At 55.9% G+C, this 15,537-nt stretch carries 16 protein-coding genes and 1 pseudogene; 13 read left to right on the top strand and 4 right to left on the bottom strand.

All coding sequences use genetic code 11. From position 1 onward, the window contains the following. Positions 1-60: 60 nt before the first annotated feature. The 9 genes and pseudogenes from QPJ95_RS21215 to QPJ95_RS21185 all read left to right on the top strand — a co-directional run bounded on the left by QPJ95_RS21215 (position 61) and on the right by QPJ95_RS21185 (position 8,838). A complete protein-coding gene (locus QPJ95_RS21215; RefSeq protein WP_270921290.1) occupies positions 61-339 on the top strand; it encodes a transposase in 279 nt (92 codons plus the stop codon). Between the two features lie 175 nt (positions 340-514). Continuing rightward, a protein-coding gene (locus tag QPJ95_RS21210) for an IS3 family transposase (protein WP_286018159.1) occupies positions 515-1,602 on the top strand; the annotation gives its coding sequence in 2 pieces (ribosomal slippage) (positions 515-776 and positions 776-1,602; 1,089 coding nt in all). Between the two features lie 116 nt (positions 1,603-1,718). Then, the gene (locus QPJ95_RS24385) at positions 1,719-2,036 is read left to right on the top strand and encodes an IS3 family transposase (RefSeq protein WP_390922725.1); all 318 of its coding nucleotides are present in this window, start codon (positions 1,719-1,721) and stop codon (positions 2,034-2,036) included. Between the two features lie 31 nt (positions 2,037-2,067). Further along, the gene (locus QPJ95_RS24380; protein ID WP_390922722.1) at positions 2,068-2,319 is read left to right on the top strand and encodes a DDE-type integrase/transposase/recombinase; all 252 of its coding nucleotides are present in this window, start codon (positions 2,068-2,070) and stop codon (positions 2,317-2,319) included. A gap of 37 nt (positions 2,320-2,356) precedes the next feature. After that, positions 2,357-2,506 (top strand): integrase core domain-containing protein, encoded by a 150-nt coding sequence (locus QPJ95_RS24375; RefSeq protein WP_390923857.1) that lies wholly within the window; start codon positions 2,357-2,359, stop codon positions 2,504-2,506. Between the two features lie 80 nt (positions 2,507-2,586). Further along, positions 2,587-3,104: pseudogene (locus tag QPJ95_RS21200) on the top strand (IS5 family transposase); the annotation flags it as partial. A 170-nt stretch (positions 3,105-3,274) separates the two neighbouring features. Further along, positions 3,275-3,673, top strand: a complete 399-nt coding sequence (locus QPJ95_RS21195) for a hypothetical protein (RefSeq protein WP_270918048.1) — start codon at positions 3,275-3,277, stop codon at positions 3,671-3,673. A 26-nt stretch (positions 3,674-3,699) separates the two neighbouring features. After that, the gene (locus tag QPJ95_RS21190) at positions 3,700-7,635 is read left to right on the top strand and encodes a M10 family metallopeptidase C-terminal domain-containing protein (RefSeq protein WP_270918049.1); all 3,936 of its coding nucleotides are present in this window, start codon (positions 3,700-3,702) and stop codon (positions 7,633-7,635) included. A 372-nt stretch (positions 7,636-8,007) separates the two neighbouring features. After that, the gene (locus QPJ95_RS21185; protein WP_270918050.1) at positions 8,008-8,838 is read left to right on the top strand and encodes a sulfotransferase family protein; all 831 of its coding nucleotides are present in this window, start codon (positions 8,008-8,010) and stop codon (positions 8,836-8,838) included. 264 nt (positions 8,839-9,102) lie between these two features. Here the strand turns inward: QPJ95_RS21185 and QPJ95_RS21180 are convergent, their stop codons facing one another. The 3 genes from QPJ95_RS21180 to mazG all read right to left on the bottom strand — a co-directional run bounded on the left by QPJ95_RS21180 (position 9,103) and on the right by mazG (position 11,445). Then, positions 9,103-9,552, bottom strand: coding sequence for a GNAT family N-acetyltransferase (locus QPJ95_RS21180; protein WP_270918051.1), 450 nt, complete (start codon positions 9,550-9,552; stop codon positions 9,103-9,105). After that, the gene (locus QPJ95_RS21175; protein WP_270918052.1) at positions 9,549-10,490 is read right to left on the bottom strand and encodes a nucleoside hydrolase; all 942 of its coding nucleotides are present in this window, start codon (positions 10,488-10,490) and stop codon (positions 9,549-9,551) included. Before QPJ95_RS21175 ends, QPJ95_RS21180 begins: the two co-directional genes overlap by 4 nt. 124 nt (positions 10,491-10,614) lie before the next feature. Continuing rightward, a complete protein-coding gene (gene mazG, locus QPJ95_RS21170) occupies positions 10,615-11,445 on the bottom strand; it encodes a nucleoside triphosphate pyrophosphohydrolase (RefSeq protein WP_270918053.1) in 831 nt (276 codons plus the stop codon). A gap of 64 nt (positions 11,446-11,509) precedes the next feature. Between mazG and QPJ95_RS21165 the strand changes: the two genes are divergently transcribed. The 4 genes from QPJ95_RS21165 (at position 11,510) to QPJ95_RS21150 (ending at position 15,169) form a co-directional block, all read left to right on the top strand. Next, positions 11,510-12,673 (top strand): M20 aminoacylase family protein, encoded by a 1,164-nt coding sequence (locus tag QPJ95_RS21165; RefSeq protein WP_270918054.1) that lies wholly within the window; start codon positions 11,510-11,512, stop codon positions 12,671-12,673. Positions 12,674-12,755: 82 nt separating this feature from the next. Continuing rightward, positions 12,756-13,724: an agmatinase gene (gene speB, locus QPJ95_RS21160; protein WP_270918055.1), complete on the top strand. Its 969-nt coding sequence runs from the start codon at positions 12,756-12,758 to the stop codon at positions 13,722-13,724. Then, positions 13,717-14,664, top strand: coding sequence for an agmatinase (speB, locus tag QPJ95_RS21155; protein WP_270918056.1), 948 nt, complete (start codon positions 13,717-13,719; stop codon positions 14,662-14,664). Before speB (QPJ95_RS21160) ends, speB (QPJ95_RS21155) begins: the two co-directional genes overlap by 8 nt. A 61-nt stretch (positions 14,665-14,725) precedes the next feature. Beyond that, the gene (locus QPJ95_RS21150; RefSeq protein WP_270918057.1) at positions 14,726-15,169 is read left to right on the top strand and encodes a DUF1499 domain-containing protein; all 444 of its coding nucleotides are present in this window, start codon (positions 14,726-14,728) and stop codon (positions 15,167-15,169) included. An 11-nt stretch (positions 15,170-15,180) separates the two neighbouring features. Here the strand turns inward: QPJ95_RS21150 and QPJ95_RS21145 are convergent, their stop codons facing one another. Further along, positions 15,181-15,480 (bottom strand): hypothetical protein, encoded by a 300-nt coding sequence (locus QPJ95_RS21145; protein ID WP_270918058.1) that lies wholly within the window; start codon positions 15,478-15,480, stop codon positions 15,181-15,183. Positions 15,481-15,537 lie beyond the last annotated feature (57 nt).

Below are 15,537 nucleotides of genomic sequence, written 5' to 3'. Positions count from 1 at the left end.
GGTCCGGCAAATTTGGACAGCGTGCTAAGATGTATCCAACCCGAACGAATGGATGCGAGAATGACGAAGCGACGGAATTTTTCAGACAAGTACAAGGCTGCTGTGGTGCTTGAGGCACTGCGCGGTGACAAGACGGTTCAGGAAATCGCGGCCAAGCGGCAGCTCCACCCGACGCAGGTGAGCACATGGAAACGACAGGCGATCGAAGGCATGGCAGGTGTCTTCTCAGACAAGGTAAAAAAAGCTGAGAATAAGGACTGCGAGATCAAAGAGTTACATGTCAAGATTAATCAACTGGCAGTGGAAAGTGATTTTTTGTCACAAGGGCTGAAGCTGTGAGCCCGTCCACTGCCCGGCAGGCGATGCTTGCATCGCTGAGAGGGGGAATGCCGCGAGATGATCCGCAAAGACAACACTAACCTGAGCCTGACGCGCCAGTGTAAGGGTAATCCCCCCCGAAACTAAGGGGATGTGGAAGTAGAATTTTCTCGGCAGAATGCATGAGGAGATTTTGATGAAGATGACGAGATATAGCGAACCCCAAATTCTTGCGATCCTACGCCAAGCCGAAGGCGGTGTGCCTGTAACGGAGCTGTGCCGCGAGCACGGGATGAGCAACGCGTCGTTCTACAAATGGCGATCAAAATACGGTGGTATGGACGCGTCGATGATCAGCCAAATGAAGGCGCTTGAAGACGAGAACCGGCGGCTGAAAAAGATGTATGCCGAGATGAGCATGCAAGCAGAATTACTGAAGGAAGCCCTGGGAAAAAAGTGATCCGGCCAGCCTTACGACGGGGTCTGGCCGAGAAAGCGGTGGCGCGCCACGGTATCAGCATTGCGCTGGCCTGCCGCACGTTTGATGTCAGTGAGACGTGCTATCGTTACAGCCCGCTCTTGAGCGATGAGAACGAAGAGATTGCCGATCTGCTGGTTGGGCTGACGGCCGCACGGAAGACTTGGGGGTTTGGGCTATGTTTCCTGCATCTACGTAACGTGCAAGGTCATTCGTGGAACCACAAAAGGGTTTACCGGATTTACTGCGAACTGGAACTGAACTTGCGGATCAAACCTCGGAAACGGTTAAAGCGGGACAAACCCGATGCGCTGGCAGTGCCGGACGCCCCGAACATGACCTGGTCGATGGACTTCATGGCGGATCGCCTCGGGGATGGTCGGGCGTTTCGGCTCTTGAACGTGCTGGATGATTTTAACCGCGAGGGTTTGGGCATCGAGGTCGATTTTTCTTTGCCAGCCGAACGGGTTATTCGCAGCCTTAATCGGATCATTGAATGGCGTGGGAAACCAGGAACCATTCGGGTCGATAATGGGCCGGAGTACATCAGTGGTAAGCTGCTGGAATGGGCTGAGAAACAAGGTATTATCATCCAGTACATTCAACCCGGAAAGCCGCAGCAGAACGCTTACATCGAGCGCTATAATCGCACCGTCAGGCATGAATGGTTGGACCAACATATCATCGAAAACATAGAGGAGGCACAGGACTTTGCCACACAATGGCTATGGACTTACAATAATGACCGCCCGAATATGGGCCTCGGCGGCATCACACCCGCAATGAAACTGAAAATGGCCGCGTAAATTCTACGACCGCCCCCTGTTAAAAATGGGGGGATTACCTAAGCTTCTCAAGATCAACCGCTCGTCGATCTATTACACGCCCGTTGGGGTGAATTTTGAGACGCCTAAACTGATGCATGAGATTGATAGGGTGTTCACGAAATACCCGTTCTTTCATTGCCCGGCAGGGCATTGCAAAGCAATGTCCCGAGAGGGGAAGCCGTCAGATTGCGGCCTATCTTCCTCAGTCAGGGTTCTCGGCTGGGCGGCATCGTGTGCGTCGCCTCATGAACTCCATGGGATTACAGGCCATCCATCGCCCGGCAGTGCATGTTTACATGCACGAGAGGGTACAAAGGCCCAAACACCAGCAAAAAGCACCCACAGAACAGGATATATCCATACCTGCTGAGGAAGCTTGCAATTACGCGGCCCAATCAAGTTTGGTGCAGTGATAGTACCTACATACCCGTCAAAAACGGCCTTTTGTACTTGGTAGCGATCATGGATTGGGCAACCCGCAAAGTGCTGTCCTGGCGGCTCTCAAATACGCTCGACGCCAGCTTTTACATTGAGGCGCTGGAGGAGGCCATCGCAAAATATGGGAAGCCAGAGATAATGAATACGGATCAAGGCTGCCAATACACGGGCGCTGGCTGGGTCACGACTTTGACCGAAGCCACCATCAAAATATCAATGGACGGTCGCGGACGTTATTTGGATAACAATCTTCATTGAACGCCTCTGGCGACCATTGAAACAATAAGCCGTCTACCTGCATGAATTCACCGATGGTTTCCAAGCAAAACGGATCATCGATAACTGGATCGAATTCTACAACTCTGAGCGACCTTACACAGCCCTTGATAAGCGCACGCCAGACACCGCATACTTCGGCCAAGCGGAGACACAAAAAGCGGCATGAACATAAACCTGATGCATCTTAGCAAAGTCGCAAACCTGTCCTGAAAACTAGGACCACTTCAATCAAACAGGAGCAGTGATATGAGCGATCGTTTCTGGCTAACGGCCATCCAGATGTCCCGTCTTAAGCCGTTCTTTCCGAAATCGCATGGGAAGCCTCGCGTTCACTGCTCGGCAGGGCATTGCATAGCAATGTCCCGAGAGGGATGATAGACGTGTCCTGAGCGGACTAATATTTATTAACCGCAATGGGTTAAGGTGACGGGATGCCCCAGCGGAATACGGTCCTGCGAAGATGCTCTACAGCAGGTGGGTCCGCTGGAGCCGCAAGGCGATATTCGCTCGCATTCTCATGGAGTTGGCCCGCGAGGTGACAAAACCGACGTGCTTATGATTGATGCGACCCATCTTAAAGCGCACCGAACAGCATCAAGCCTGGCTCTCAAAAAGGGGGCAAAACCCGCCTGATTGGACTGACAAAGGGTGGTTTGAACTCAAAACTGCACGCCGTGACCGATGCATTCGGTCGCCCGATCCGGTTGTTGCTGACCGCTGGAAACGTGAGTGATTACATCGGCGCACGTGCCCTGATGGCGTCTCCTGTCGTTCCCAGATCTAAGGGGAGTCGCAGACGTCGCCTAACCGCGGGTCACATTTTGGCCTAGTTTGGAACCCTTTCCTGACCGAATGTTATGTCTAAGGTGTTAACAGCAGCCAGAACGGCGCGAGACATAAATGAAACTCTCGAACCGTTAAGTGAACCCATTCCATGGCCCCTCTCAAAAACATCGCTAAAGTATCGTCCGTTGCCATGCTTGTCGCCACTGGCGCTGCGGCGATGGGCAATGATGCGCCGCTTATCCTGCTTCGTTGCGAGCAGCAGACGCCAATCTGCCAAGCGCTGCTGCAGGCATTGTCCGCCGAGTGGCAGGATTACCGCATATCCCTATCGGCAGATCCGGATGCCCAGGCCGGTCTGACAATACGATACGTCGAAAAGCACCGCGCGCAGGACTGGCTGTCGGGATACCTCAGCTGGCAAAGCGCTGACGGGCAGAGTGGCAACGGACCGGTGATTGAATATTCGGTCATGGACCGGGCGCTGACTTCAAGTGACCTGACCCCCTATGCCGTTCAACTGGTTCGCTCTACCGCCCTTCCCCTATAAAATTTACAACCGAAAAGGAATGCAACATGTGTGACCTTTGTGGAAATCCTGATCATACCGATCCTGCCGACAATGCGACCAGCAGTGGCAGCACGTCTACGTCGTCGGCGTCCAAGCCTACTTACACCATTGATCAGGTGGCGACCTATCTGACCCAAGGCTACTGGGAGGATACCGGGCGCGCACAACGGTCCTATGATGTTGAGCCCGGTGGCCAGATCACAGTGAACCTGAATGGCCTGAATTCGGCGGGTCAAACAACGGCGCGTCAGGCGCTGGACAGCTGGACAGCCATTACCGGGATTGAGTTTGTCCAAAGCAGCTCGGCCCAAATCACTTTTGACGACAATCAATCTGGTGCCTACGCAAGCTCCAGCATCAGCGGCAGCACTGTTATCAGTTCCCATATCAACGTGGCCAGCTCATGGTCTGGCTACGGCGACTATTATCTCCAGACGTTCATTCACGAAATCGGCCATGCACTGGGGCTGGGCCATACCGGCAACTACAATGGCAGTGCCAGCTATGGGGCAAATGCGAATTTCGCCAATGACAGCTGGCAGATGTCGATCATGTCCTATTTCAGCCAGACCGAGAACACCTCGACCGATGCGTCTTATTCGTTCCTGGCCACTGCGCAGCTGGCTGATATTGCGGCCGTGTATCAGCTGTACGGGACGCCAACAAATGTCGAGACGGGCGATACTGTATACGGTGACGGCGAGACCACTGGCCGTGTGGGCATGGACCTGTCAAGCCGATGGTCTGTTGCGATCGTCGACAGCGGCGGCATTGACCTCATTGATCTGGGCTCGCGCAGCTATAACCAAATGCTCGACCTCGGGATTGAAACCTATTCCAATCTGAACGGTAAAATAGGCAATTTTTCCATTGCCCGCGGAACCGTCATCGAGAATGCAATCACCGGGTCTGGCAATGATATCATCATCGGCAATGATGCGGACAACCGGCTGAACGGTGGTGGCGGCGACGATCAGATCGATGCAGGCAACGGCAATGATATCCTGATCGGCGGCACCGGTGCAGACCAGTTGACAGGTGGTACTGGCGCTGACCGTTTTGTCTACGCCAGCCTGTCTGAAGCCGGTGATACAGTCACAGATTTTGATTTGGCGGCAGGTGATCGCGTCGATCTGGGGCAATTGCTGCAAGACATCGGCTATGGCGGCACCACACCTGTCAGTGACGGGGTTGTGTCTCTGGCGGCGGGGGCTGGTGGGTCGTGGCTGCAGGTCACTTATAACGGATCAACAACCCAATTGGCTTTTTTGACCGGTGTCTCGGCTGATGCCAATGTAGCAGACATCATTGACAGCGGTGATACACCGCCGCTACCGCCACCTCCGACACCGGGATCTGTCGATACAACCTATACCTTTGATAATGATTTCAACCTCAATTGGACATCTGCACTGGGGCTTGTCACCGATACCGACGGTGGCATCGATACCCTGGATCTTAGCGCTGTGACCTATAACACGCGGGTGACACTCGAGAGCGGCGGCCGAAGCAAAATCGGCTCCAAGGTTCTGACTATTGCTGATGGAACGGAAATCGAAAACATCATTTTGGGCCGTGGCAAGGATACAGCCACCGGCAATAGCGGGGACAATTTGATCGAGGGAAATGGAGGCGCCGACAGTCTTTATGGGCTGGAAGGTGCCGACACGCTGGACGGCGGCGAAGGCAACGACAAGCTGTACGGTGGAGACGGAGATGACAGCCTCGACGGTGGAACCGGCGACGACCTCTTGGATGGCGGCATCGGCAACGATGTTCTGCACGGGGGGGAAGGACGAAACCGGATAACCACTGGAGACGGTGATGACACTGTCACGGCGGGCGCCGGGGACGACAAGATATATGTCGGCGAGGGGAATAATCATGTCGATGCGGGCAATGGGCGAAATCAGATCACCACTGGCACCGGCAATAATACGATCATCACCGGCACGGGGGATGACAGGATCACCACTGGCAACGGCAATGATCACATCACAGCGGTCGATGGTCGCAACCAGATCAAGAGTGGCGATGGCAATGATACGATCATAACCGGCGCCAAAGACGACAAGATCACCACTGGCAACGGCAATGTTCAAATTGATGCAGGGGACGGTCGCAACCAGATCAAGAGTGGCAGTGGCAATGATACCATCACAGCTAGCTCTGGAGATGACAAAATCGACGCTGGCGAAGGGATCAACATCATCAATGCCGGTGACGGCAAAAACTACATCAAGAGTGGCATCGGCAATGATGTGATCATCTCGGGATCGGGCGATGACAAGATTTACGCTGGCGGTGGCGACGACACCATCACCACTGGCTCTGGTGATGACAGAATTGGCAGCGGTGGCGGCAACAACACAATCAACGCCGGTGACGGTAAAAACCAGATCAAGACAGGCAGCGGCCATGACACCATCATCTCGGGCCTGGGCGATGACAAGATCGACGCCGGTTTGGGACATAATCTGGTCAGCGCGGGCGAAGGGCACAACCAGATCAAGACTGGCGGTGGTGCCGACACCATCACCACCGGCTCGGGTGTCGATAAAATTGACAGCGGTGACGGCAATGACAATATCAATGCCGGTGACGGCAGTAACCAGATCAAGTCTGGCAGCGGCAATGATACGATCCTCTCGGGGTTGGGCGATGACAAGATCGACGCTGGCTTGGGAGATGACCTGATCAATGCAGGCGAAGGCCGCAACCAGATCAAGTCCGGCGGTGGCAACAATACCATCACCACTGGCTCGGGTGCCGATAAAATTTACAGCGGCGACGGCAATGACAATATCAGTGCCGGTGACGGCAATAACCAAATCAAGTCTGGCGGTGGTGACGACACCATCACCACGGGCTCTGGTGCCGACAAGATTGACGGCGGTGACGGCAATGACAATATCAATGCCGGTGACGGCAATAACCAAATCAAGTCTGGCGGTGGTGCTGACACCATCACCACCGGCTCGGGTGTCGACAAAATTGACAGCGGTGACGGCAATGACAATATCAATGCCGGTGACGGCAGTAACCAGATCAAGTCTGGCAGCGGCAATGATACGATCCTCTCGGGGTTGGGCGATGACAAGATCGACGCTGGCTTGGGAGATGACCTGATCAATGCAGGCGAAGGCCGCAATCAGATCAAGTCCGGCGGTGGTGCCGACACCATCACCACCGGCTCGGGTGCCGATAAAATTGACAGCGGCGACGGCAATGACAATATCAGTGCCGGTGACGGCAATAACCAAATCAAGTCTGTCGGTGGTGACGACACCATCACCACGGGCTCTGGTGCCGACAGGATTGACGGCGGTGTTGGCAACGACAGCATCACCAGTGATGGAGGGCTCAACTGGATAAAAGGCGGTGACGGACAGGATTGGATCCAAACCGGGGCAGGCAACGATAAGCTCTACGGCGACAACGGCAATGACACCATAAGCGCCGGCGCTGGCAACGACAGAATCTACGGCGGCGATGACGATGATGTGATTGATGGCGGCGCCGGCATGGACCGGATCGCAGGAGACGCAGGCAACGATACCATTGCAGGCGGAAGTGGTGTGGATCAGATCAATGGCGGTACCGGCGACGACCGGATCATCGGCGGCATCGATGCTGATATCCTCACCGGCGGCTCCGGAGCGGATGTCTTTGTCTTCGCCGGGCTGGATGAACTGGGCGATACCATCAAAGATTTCTCGCTCAGCGACGGGGATGTGCTGGAGATTTCCGGTTTTCTCGAGGCAATGGGCACCGATTTGGTGACCGCTCTTGCAGCGGACTTGCTGAGCTTAAACGGAACAAGGTCTGCCTCATGGCTGGAATTTGATGCCGATGGTGCGGGCGGCGAGGAGGCAATCCAGATCGCGTATCTCCAACGGGTCAATGCAGCGGAGGAGATTTCAAGCGATTGGTTCGCATAGGCATTGATGTGCCCAGGTGGGGCGGTGCATTCCCACCTGGCTGATCCTGAACCTTGGTGCAGGATTTTTGGCCCAAGAGCAGCGTTGCCTTTGCGCGGGTCATCTCGCGCCAAGCCGGGCAGCCTGCCAGTCGCATCAACGCCACCACCAAGAAATAGCGTCGAGAATCGTCGAAATGGCCTTGTTCCCGGATGTGAAACCTCCGCCGTCAAAAATTGTGCAACACCGCCAACACAAACCGGCCTTGTGAATTGAGAGATCACCGTAGATATAGGCCCGATGACATGGCTTTCCTGAGACCGGCTTGGCTCCCCACATTCGGAAAGCGGAATATATGTCATTAAGAAGGGCATGCTCTAACAGGGGATTACTATGAGACTACTCACGTCACCGGCCGCCAAAAAACTGATAGAATTAATGCCGGGCCGGTCTACCAGAAAAAATTCCCCTAATGGCATCTCCCGTCTGAAAAAAGAAAACTACGCGTACGATCCGAATATTGAATCCTTCGTTTTCATATGCGGCCTTCATCGCAGCGGAACAACACTGCTTGAAAGAATGATCGTGGATCGGTTTGACACGTCCTATTTGCGAGCGTCAGTCCCGGAGAGCGAAGGTCAACACATGCAAACTGTGTTTTCTCCAGCCAGGAAATTTGGTGGCCCCGGCGCTTTCGCATTTAGTCAGGAAATGTCGGAAGAGTTGAAAAATCAAGTTGACTACCATGCGTATCGTGCTCAAATCTTAAGGGAATGGCGGCAATTTATTGTTGGAACCTCGCCGGTTCTTGTTGAAAAATCACCCCCAAATCTTACCAAGATATGGTGGCTTCGTCGTGTATTTCCTGGAAGCCGTTTCATAATTTTTATGCGCGACCCTCGTGCAGTATCGACGGCCACCCAAAAACTGTCTCAAGCATCGCTGCCAGAATTAATGAAGCATTGGAATGTTGCATATTCGCAAGCGGATAAAGATTTTAGGGAAAGTGATTGCCTAATTAGCCGATACGAAGACTTGGTGGATCGGCCTGAAGACGTGTTAACGCGGCTCGGGACATTTCTATCGCTAAAACCACGATCAGAGGCGGTTGGTCTCGAAACACGTTTTTCGCAACTCAGCAACACAAATGCCAAGTATATCGAGGCCCATAACGGAGCTGTATATGGTCATGGTATATGGAACAAATATGGATACGTGGTTTAGAAGGTGGCCCAAAGGCGCGCCCATTTCATGATGTTCTAAATCAAAAAGCGCACCATATTCGAATTTTACTTAGGTCTGAGCTGGATTTGGGCGCGGCTAGGGTATTGCGATCCTGGTGAAGGGTGTGACCGAGCGCAGGCACAGGGGGCAGGTTGCTCAGACGGCAGCCGCTTTTGATATTTGCGCGATTGTACCGCAAGAGATCAAAAAGAGGCTGGACTTTGACGCCGGTGGCGCTGTTGGTTTTTGGCGGGCCCTGCTGTTTCAAAGTTCCTTGGTCATCAGCATATATCGGTCCTGTGGTTTGAAACGGGTGCGGGCATACAGCCGTTGTGCGCTTTGGTCCTCGCGATCAACGTCCAGATGCAACGCCTTGATCCCCGCCTCGGCCAGGGTTTTTGGCAGGGTGATCAGAACCTCGGTGGCGATGCCGCGTCTGCGCACCGCTGGCCGCACGTAAAGCTCGTCGATAGAGCCATCCATGCCGCCAAATTCCACCGACCAGCTGAAGGTCACAACGGTGTATCCGATCGGTGCACGGGTTGGGCCAGCCAGATAGACGGCCCCGTAGGGGATGCCATTCAGTAGTGGTTCAATGGCGGCGCGGCGGCTGTCTTCGGTGCTGGCAATACCCATTTCCTGATGAAAGGCTTCAACCAGCGCCAGTACCTTGTTCAGGTCGTCAGGCTTGGCCAGATGCAAGGCCGCACTCATAGCCGGGCCAGTCGTTCGGTGAGCAGATCAAAAAAGCCGTCGGCGTCGACGTCACCGATGAATGTGGCATTGGCCGGGCGATCGGTGACCCCCCACCAGTCGGCGACGGTCATGCCCAGGGTCAGCTCGGATTGGGTCTCGATTTCCACGTTGATGTGGCGGCCGGTGAAAAGCGCCGGACGGATCAGGTAGGCGGTGACACAGGGGTCATGCAGAGGCGCACCGGCAGAGCCGTATTTGGCGACATCAAAGCGTTCGAAGAATTCAGTCATTTGCGCAACAAATGTGCCAACCTTGCTGTCCAGAGCACGAAACGCATCACAGCGCGGTTTGGTGACCAGTACCTTGTGGGTCACATCCAGTGGCATCACCACGATGGGGCAGCCGGATTTGAAGACGATGTCGGCGGCCTCGGGGTCAACGTAGATATTGAACTCGGCTGCTGGGGTGATATTGCCAACCTCAAAATAAGCACCGCCCATCAGAATGATTTCTTGCACCTTTTCAATGATATCCGGAGCTTTGTTAAAGGCGGCAGCGATATTGGTAAGCGGCCCCAGCGGGCATAGGGTGACCGTGCCGGACGACTGGCTGCGCAGGGTCTCGACGATGAAATCCACCGCGTGCCCATCGGCCAGCGGCATGGTTGGATCTGTCAGCTCCGGACCATCGAGGCCGGTTTTGCCATGCACATGCTCGGCGGTGACCAGTGGACGGCGCAGCGGCGCGTCGCAGCCGGCATAGACCGGGATGTCGCTCCTGCCGACCAGCTCGCAAATGATGCGGGCGTTTTTCTGGGTCAGCGGCAGCGGAACATTGCCAGCAACGGCGGTAATGCCGAGCACATCGATCTCCTCGGGGCTGGCGAGGGCCAGCAAAATAGCGACGGCGTCATCCTGGCCGGGGTCGGTATCGATGATGATTTTGCGTGCGGTCATGAAAGGCCTCTTGGTGTTGCAGGGACGGAGATTTGCAAGGCTATGGTGATTTGTCCAGCGGTCGTGGCGGCGGCAGGTCGGGATTTGAGTATTTTTGGCAAAAAGATGCGTCAGAAGCGCGCCGTTATTCGGTGTCTTGCGGGCTGCGTTCAGCGGCTTTTACCGCGGTCCACAGGGCCTCCATTTCATCGAGATTACTGTCCGACGGGGATTTTCCCAGCGCCGCCAACCGGGTTTCAATACCTTCAAAGCGGCGGGTGAATTTGGCGTTGGCACGGCGCAGCGCGGCTTCGGGCTCAACCCCGAGGTGGCGACCGAGATTGGCCATCACAAACATCAGATCGCCGAACTCTTCTTCGACGGCATCCTGGGTCAGCTCATCGCGGGCTTCGACCAGTTCAGCGCTTTCTTCAGCGATCTTGTCCAGTACGCCCTGCGCCGAGGGCCAGTCAAAGCCAACACGGGCGGCGCGTTTTTGCAGCTTATAGGCGCGCAGCAGAGCCGGCAGCCCCAAGGCAACTCCGTCAAGGGTGCCTTTTTGATCTTTGCCCGCGCGCTCAGTGGCCTTGATTTCCTCCCAGTCGCGGGTTTGTTGCGCGGCGGATTTGTCGCGGCTTTCATCTGCGAACACATGTGGATGGCGGCTGACCATTTTGTCGGACATGGTGGTGACCACATCCTGAAAGGTGAAATGCCCGGCCTCATGTGCCATTTGGGCGTGGAAAACCGATTGAAACAGCAGATCGCCCAGTTCGCCCTTCAATTCCTGCCATTGCTGCCGCTCGATGGCATCGGCAACCTCATAGGCTTCCTCGATTGTGTAGGGGGCTATGCTGGCAAAATCCTGTTCAATATCCCAGGGACAGCCGGATTGCGGATCCCGCAGTTGGCGGATGATTTCCAGCAGCCGTTCGATGCCGGCGGTCTGGTCGTGGATCAAGGTGTTTTCGGGCATTGCGGCGGCTTTCGTTCCAGTGTCAGATACATCAATCCCGAGTCTGACCTAAGGAGTCCAGCCCATGCCCGTTGTCAATCGTATCGCCGACTTTGCCGAAGACATGAAGACCTGGCGGCGGCATTTGCATACGATCCCGGAACTGGGTTTCGATCTGCCGGAAACATCTGCATTTGTGGCCGAGCGTTTGCGGGCGTTTGGGGTGGACGAGCTGCATGAGGGTATTGCGCAGACTGGCATGGTGGCGATCATCAACGGCCAGGGGATTGGGCCGACCATCGGGTTGCGTGCGGATATGGATGCCTTGCCGATACCCGAAGGCACCGGGGTTGACTATGCATCGACCAAGGTCGGCAAGATGCATGCTTGTGGTCATGACGGTCACATGGTGATGCTGTTGGGGGCGGCAAAATACCTGGCTGAGACGCGGAATTTTTGTGGTCGGGTGGCGTTGATTTTTCAACCGGCTGAGGAAGCCGGTGGCGGCGCCGGTGTGATGGTGGATGAGGGGATCATGGATCGTTTCGATATTGGTGAAGTCTACGGCATCCACAATGCGCCGGGATTGCCGGCGGGGGATTTCCTGACCACCTCAGGTGCGCTGATGGCGGCAGTGGACGAGTTTCATATTAACATTCAGGGGCTTGGTGGTCATGGCGCGATGCCGCATGAGACCCGCGATCCGGTGATGGCGGCCTGTGGTATTGCCCAGGCGATCCAGACCATTGTCAGCCGCAATCACTATGCGTTGCAGGATCTGGTGATCTCGGTCACCCAGATCCACACCGGCACCACCGACAATGTCATTCCCGATACTGCCTATATCAATGGTACCGTGCGTACCTTTGACCCCGAGGTACAGGCGATGGTGATGACGCGGATGCAGGAGATTGTTGACGGTCAGGCGGCGAGCTACGGGGTTGAGGCTAAGTTGGCGTATGAACTGGGCTATCCTGCCACCATCAATCACGCCGACAAAGCGGCGTTTGCGGTTGGCGTGGCCAGGGAGGTCTCGGGCGACAGCCACGTGGAGGCCGAGGGCCGCCGCGAAATGGGGGCTGAGGATTTCTCATATATGTTGCAGGCGCGTCCGGGGGCCTATCTGTTTTTGGGGCAGGGCGAGAGCGCGGGCCTGCATCACCCGAAATATGACTTCAATGATGAGATCGCGCCGATTGGAGCCTCGTTCTTTGCCCGGCTGGTTGAGCGGTCGCAAGCCCTACGCTGACGGGGCGGGCAACAGGTGAGGTGACAGGCGGCAAGCGCTGGTCTATGCCAGAGCGCAGTCGCAGGCTGAAGGGTATGATAAAATGGCATTGGAAGATGCAAAATACTTGGTCGATGAGGCCTTTACGCGCGAAGACCTGAAAGGGTTGAGCTTTGAGAATACCTTTGGCGGTGCCACGTCGTTTTTGCGGCGCAGGTATCGTAAGGATTTGAGCGGCGTTGATATTGCCGTTACCGGCGTGCCGTTTGACCAGGCGGTGACCAATCGTCCTGGAACGCGTCTGGGGCCACGGGCCATCCGCGAGGCCAGCGCCTTGCAAAGTCCGGATGCGCCTTATGGCTGGGGCTATGACCCGCTGAGCGAGTTTGCGATTATTGATTATGGCGACCTGGCCTTTGACTACGCGAATATTGCCGGCTTTCCAGATGCGCTACAAAAGCATATTCACGGCATTCTGGCCGCCGATGTGGCCTCGGTCGCCTTGGGCGGGGATCATTATATCACCTTTCCCATCCTTAAGGCCTATGCCGAGAAATACGGACCAATGGCGCTGTTGCAGTTTGACGCCCATAGTGACAGTTGGGCGGATGACGATATGGACCGGGTCGATCACGGCACCTTTGTCTACAAGGCGATCAAGATGGGGCTGATTGATCCTGCCCGCTCGGTTCAGGTTGGTATTCGCACCAGCAACGAAGACACAATGGGGATGAATATCATTGATGCCGCCGAAGTGCATGAGATCGGTGCGGCGGCAACGGCGCGCCGGATCAAAGAGATCCTGGGCGATCATCCGACCTATCTGAGCTTTGATATTGACGGGTTGGACCCGGCTTTTGCTCCGGGAACCGGGACGCCGGTGTGGGGTGGGCTGACCTCGGCGCAGGCGGCGCGCATATTGCGCGACATCGCCGGCATCAACATTATGGGCGGTGATGTGGTTGAAGTGTCGCCACCATTTGATACCACGGGGGCCACGGCCATTGCCGCAGCCCATGCGGCTACTGAAATTATCTGCCTGTTGGGCTGGAATATGAGAAACAATGACTGAGTATAATCAACCGATCAGCGGCAACGACCTGGCCAGGTTTTCTGGACCGGGGACATTCATGAGATTGCCGCAGGCGTCGTCCCTTGCGGGGCTGGATGTGGCGGTGTTGGGTATCCCGATGGATATCGGCACCTCGTGGCGATCTGGCACTCGCTTTGGCCCCAAACAGATACGGGCCGAGAGCGCCATGATCCGGCCCTATAATATGACCACCAAGGCGGCGCCTTTTGATTACCTGCAAATCGCCGATATCGGCGATCTTGCGATCAACACCTTCTCGTTGCCGGACAGCCTGCGTATCATCGAGTCCAGCTATGACGCGATTGTCGCCACCAATGTGGTGCCGGTGGCGATGGGCGGCGATCACTCGATAACCCTGCCGATCCTGCGCTCAATCGCCAAGAAATATGGCCCGGTGGCGGTGGTGCATGTGGATGCCCATGCGGATGTCAATGACGAGATGTTCGGCGAAAAGGAAACTCATGGCACCGTGTTTCGCCGGGCCTATGAGGAAGGTCTGATACAGGCGGACAAGACTTATCAGGTAGGACTGCGCGGAACTGGCTATGCGGCCAGCGATTTCACCGAAGCGCAGGGCTGGGGCTTTCAGCAATTCCCGGCGGCTGAGCTGTGGCATCGGTCGCTGAGCAATCTCGGCGCGGAAATACGTCGCGATATTGGCAATAGGCCGACCTATCTGACCTATGATATTGACAGTCTGGATCCGGCCTATGCACCGGGCACCGGAACCCCCGAGATCGGCGGATTGACGACTCCACAGGCGTTGGAACTGATCCGGGCCTTGCGGGGGGTGAATATTGTCGGCTGTGATCTGGTTGAGGTGTCGCCGCCATATGACACCACCGGCAACACCGCCTTGACGGGCGCCAACCTGTTGTATGAGATGCTGTGCATACTACCGGGTGTGACAACAAAATAAGATAGCTCCCCAAATCCAATTGTGGCTTTGGGGCCGCATCACAGCGGGGGGCGGCTGAGGTATGGGACGAATTATGATATTTGGCTGGATTTGTTTGGCCGCTGTTGTGGTGGTGCTGGGCTTGATCCGACTGGCTCCGGTTGACCCGATTGACTGGAACATCCAACCGGATTTTTCCGAGGACAAGACGTTTCGTGGCGGTGTGTTCCGGGTGGTGCAAACCGGGCCCGGCGGGCTGGCCCGGTTTGACCGAGTGGCCAGTGCCGCGCCGCGGACCAAACTGCTGGCGGGCTCTGTTGAGGACGGCTTGGCGACCTATGTGACCCGGACCAAATTTATGGGATTTCCAGATTATACCACGGCGCGACAAGATGGAGATTTCCTGAAAGTCTATGCCCGGCTGCGATTTGGACGGTCAGATCTGGGCGTGAACGGGGCGCGGATTGGTGACTGGCTGCGCCAAATGGGAATTGAGGCGGTTCCCGAGGCGATGCCGGCCGACTAGAAGACCGGCGTTTACAGCTGCGGATATGGGGCGACCGGGCTGTCGTTGCTCTGGTTTTGATCCAGCGAGGAGGACAGGCAGCCCTGCTGCACCTCGCGCCACATCGGCACATTGAGCGACATTTGGCACTGCGCCATGAACATGCGCCCGTCAACCTGCAGGCAGATGGTCTGGCCCAATTCTACCCGCGAGCCAGACCTGTCGGTGCAGTAGCAATCAATGGTCTTGCCGCCGGGGACAACGACATCAGACAGTACGGGTTGCGCCCAGAGGGCAAGGGTGGCGGCGATAACGGCTCTGGCATGTTGCATGGCGCTAGCATATCACAAGGATCAGGCCAGACCAAATTTCACTACAAGCGGATCACC

The organism is Parasedimentitalea psychrophila, assembly GCF_030285785.1.
GTDB lineage: Bacteria > Pseudomonadota > Alphaproteobacteria > Rhodobacterales > Rhodobacteraceae > Parasedimentitalea > Parasedimentitalea psychrophila.
The sequence above is the reverse complement of the archived record's forward strand: the minus strand, read 5'-3'. Positions and strand labels throughout refer to the sequence as shown.

Bases quoted from the DNA above. Each gene is read 5' to 3' on its own strand.
- QPJ95_RS24385 (WP_390922725.1), top strand. From the start codon at position 1,719: ATGAGATTGATAGGGTGTTCACGAAATACCCGTTCTTTCATTGCCCGG.
- QPJ95_RS21185 (WP_270918050.1), top strand. From the start codon at position 8,008: ATGAGACTACTCACGTCACCGGCCGCCAAAAAACTGATAGAATTAATG.
- speB (WP_270918055.1), top strand. From the start codon at position 12,756: ATGGCATTGGAAGATGCAAAATACTTGGTCGATGAGGCCTTTACGCGC.
- QPJ95_RS21180 (WP_270918051.1), bottom strand. From the start codon at position 9,552: ATGAGTGCGGCCTTGCATCTGGCCAAGCCTGACGACCTGAACAAGGTA.
- QPJ95_RS21195 (WP_270918048.1), top strand. From the start codon at position 3,275: ATGGCCCCTCTCAAAAACATCGCTAAAGTATCGTCCGTTGCCATGCTT.
- mazG (WP_270918053.1), bottom strand. From the start codon at position 11,445: ATGCCCGAAAACACCTTGATCCACGACCAGACCGCCGGCATCGAACGG.
- QPJ95_RS21145 (WP_270918058.1), bottom strand. From the start codon at position 15,480: ATGCAACATGCCAGAGCCGTTATCGCCGCCACCCTTGCCCTCTGGGCG.
- QPJ95_RS21175 (WP_270918052.1), bottom strand. From the start codon at position 10,490: ATGACCGCACGCAAAATCATCATCGATACCGACCCCGGCCAGGATGAC.
- QPJ95_RS21215 (WP_270921290.1), top strand. From the start codon at position 61: ATGACGAAGCGACGGAATTTTTCAGACAAGTACAAGGCTGCTGTGGTG.
- QPJ95_RS21190 (WP_270918049.1), top strand. From the start codon at position 3,700: ATGTGTGACCTTTGTGGAAATCCTGATCATACCGATCCTGCCGACAAT.
- QPJ95_RS21165 (WP_270918054.1), top strand. From the start codon at position 11,510: ATGCCCGTTGTCAATCGTATCGCCGACTTTGCCGAAGACATGAAGACC.
- speB (WP_270918056.1), top strand. From the start codon at position 13,717: ATGACTGAGTATAATCAACCGATCAGCGGCAACGACCTGGCCAGGTTT.
- QPJ95_RS21150 (WP_270918057.1), top strand. From the start codon at position 14,726: ATGGGACGAATTATGATATTTGGCTGGATTTGTTTGGCCGCTGTTGTG.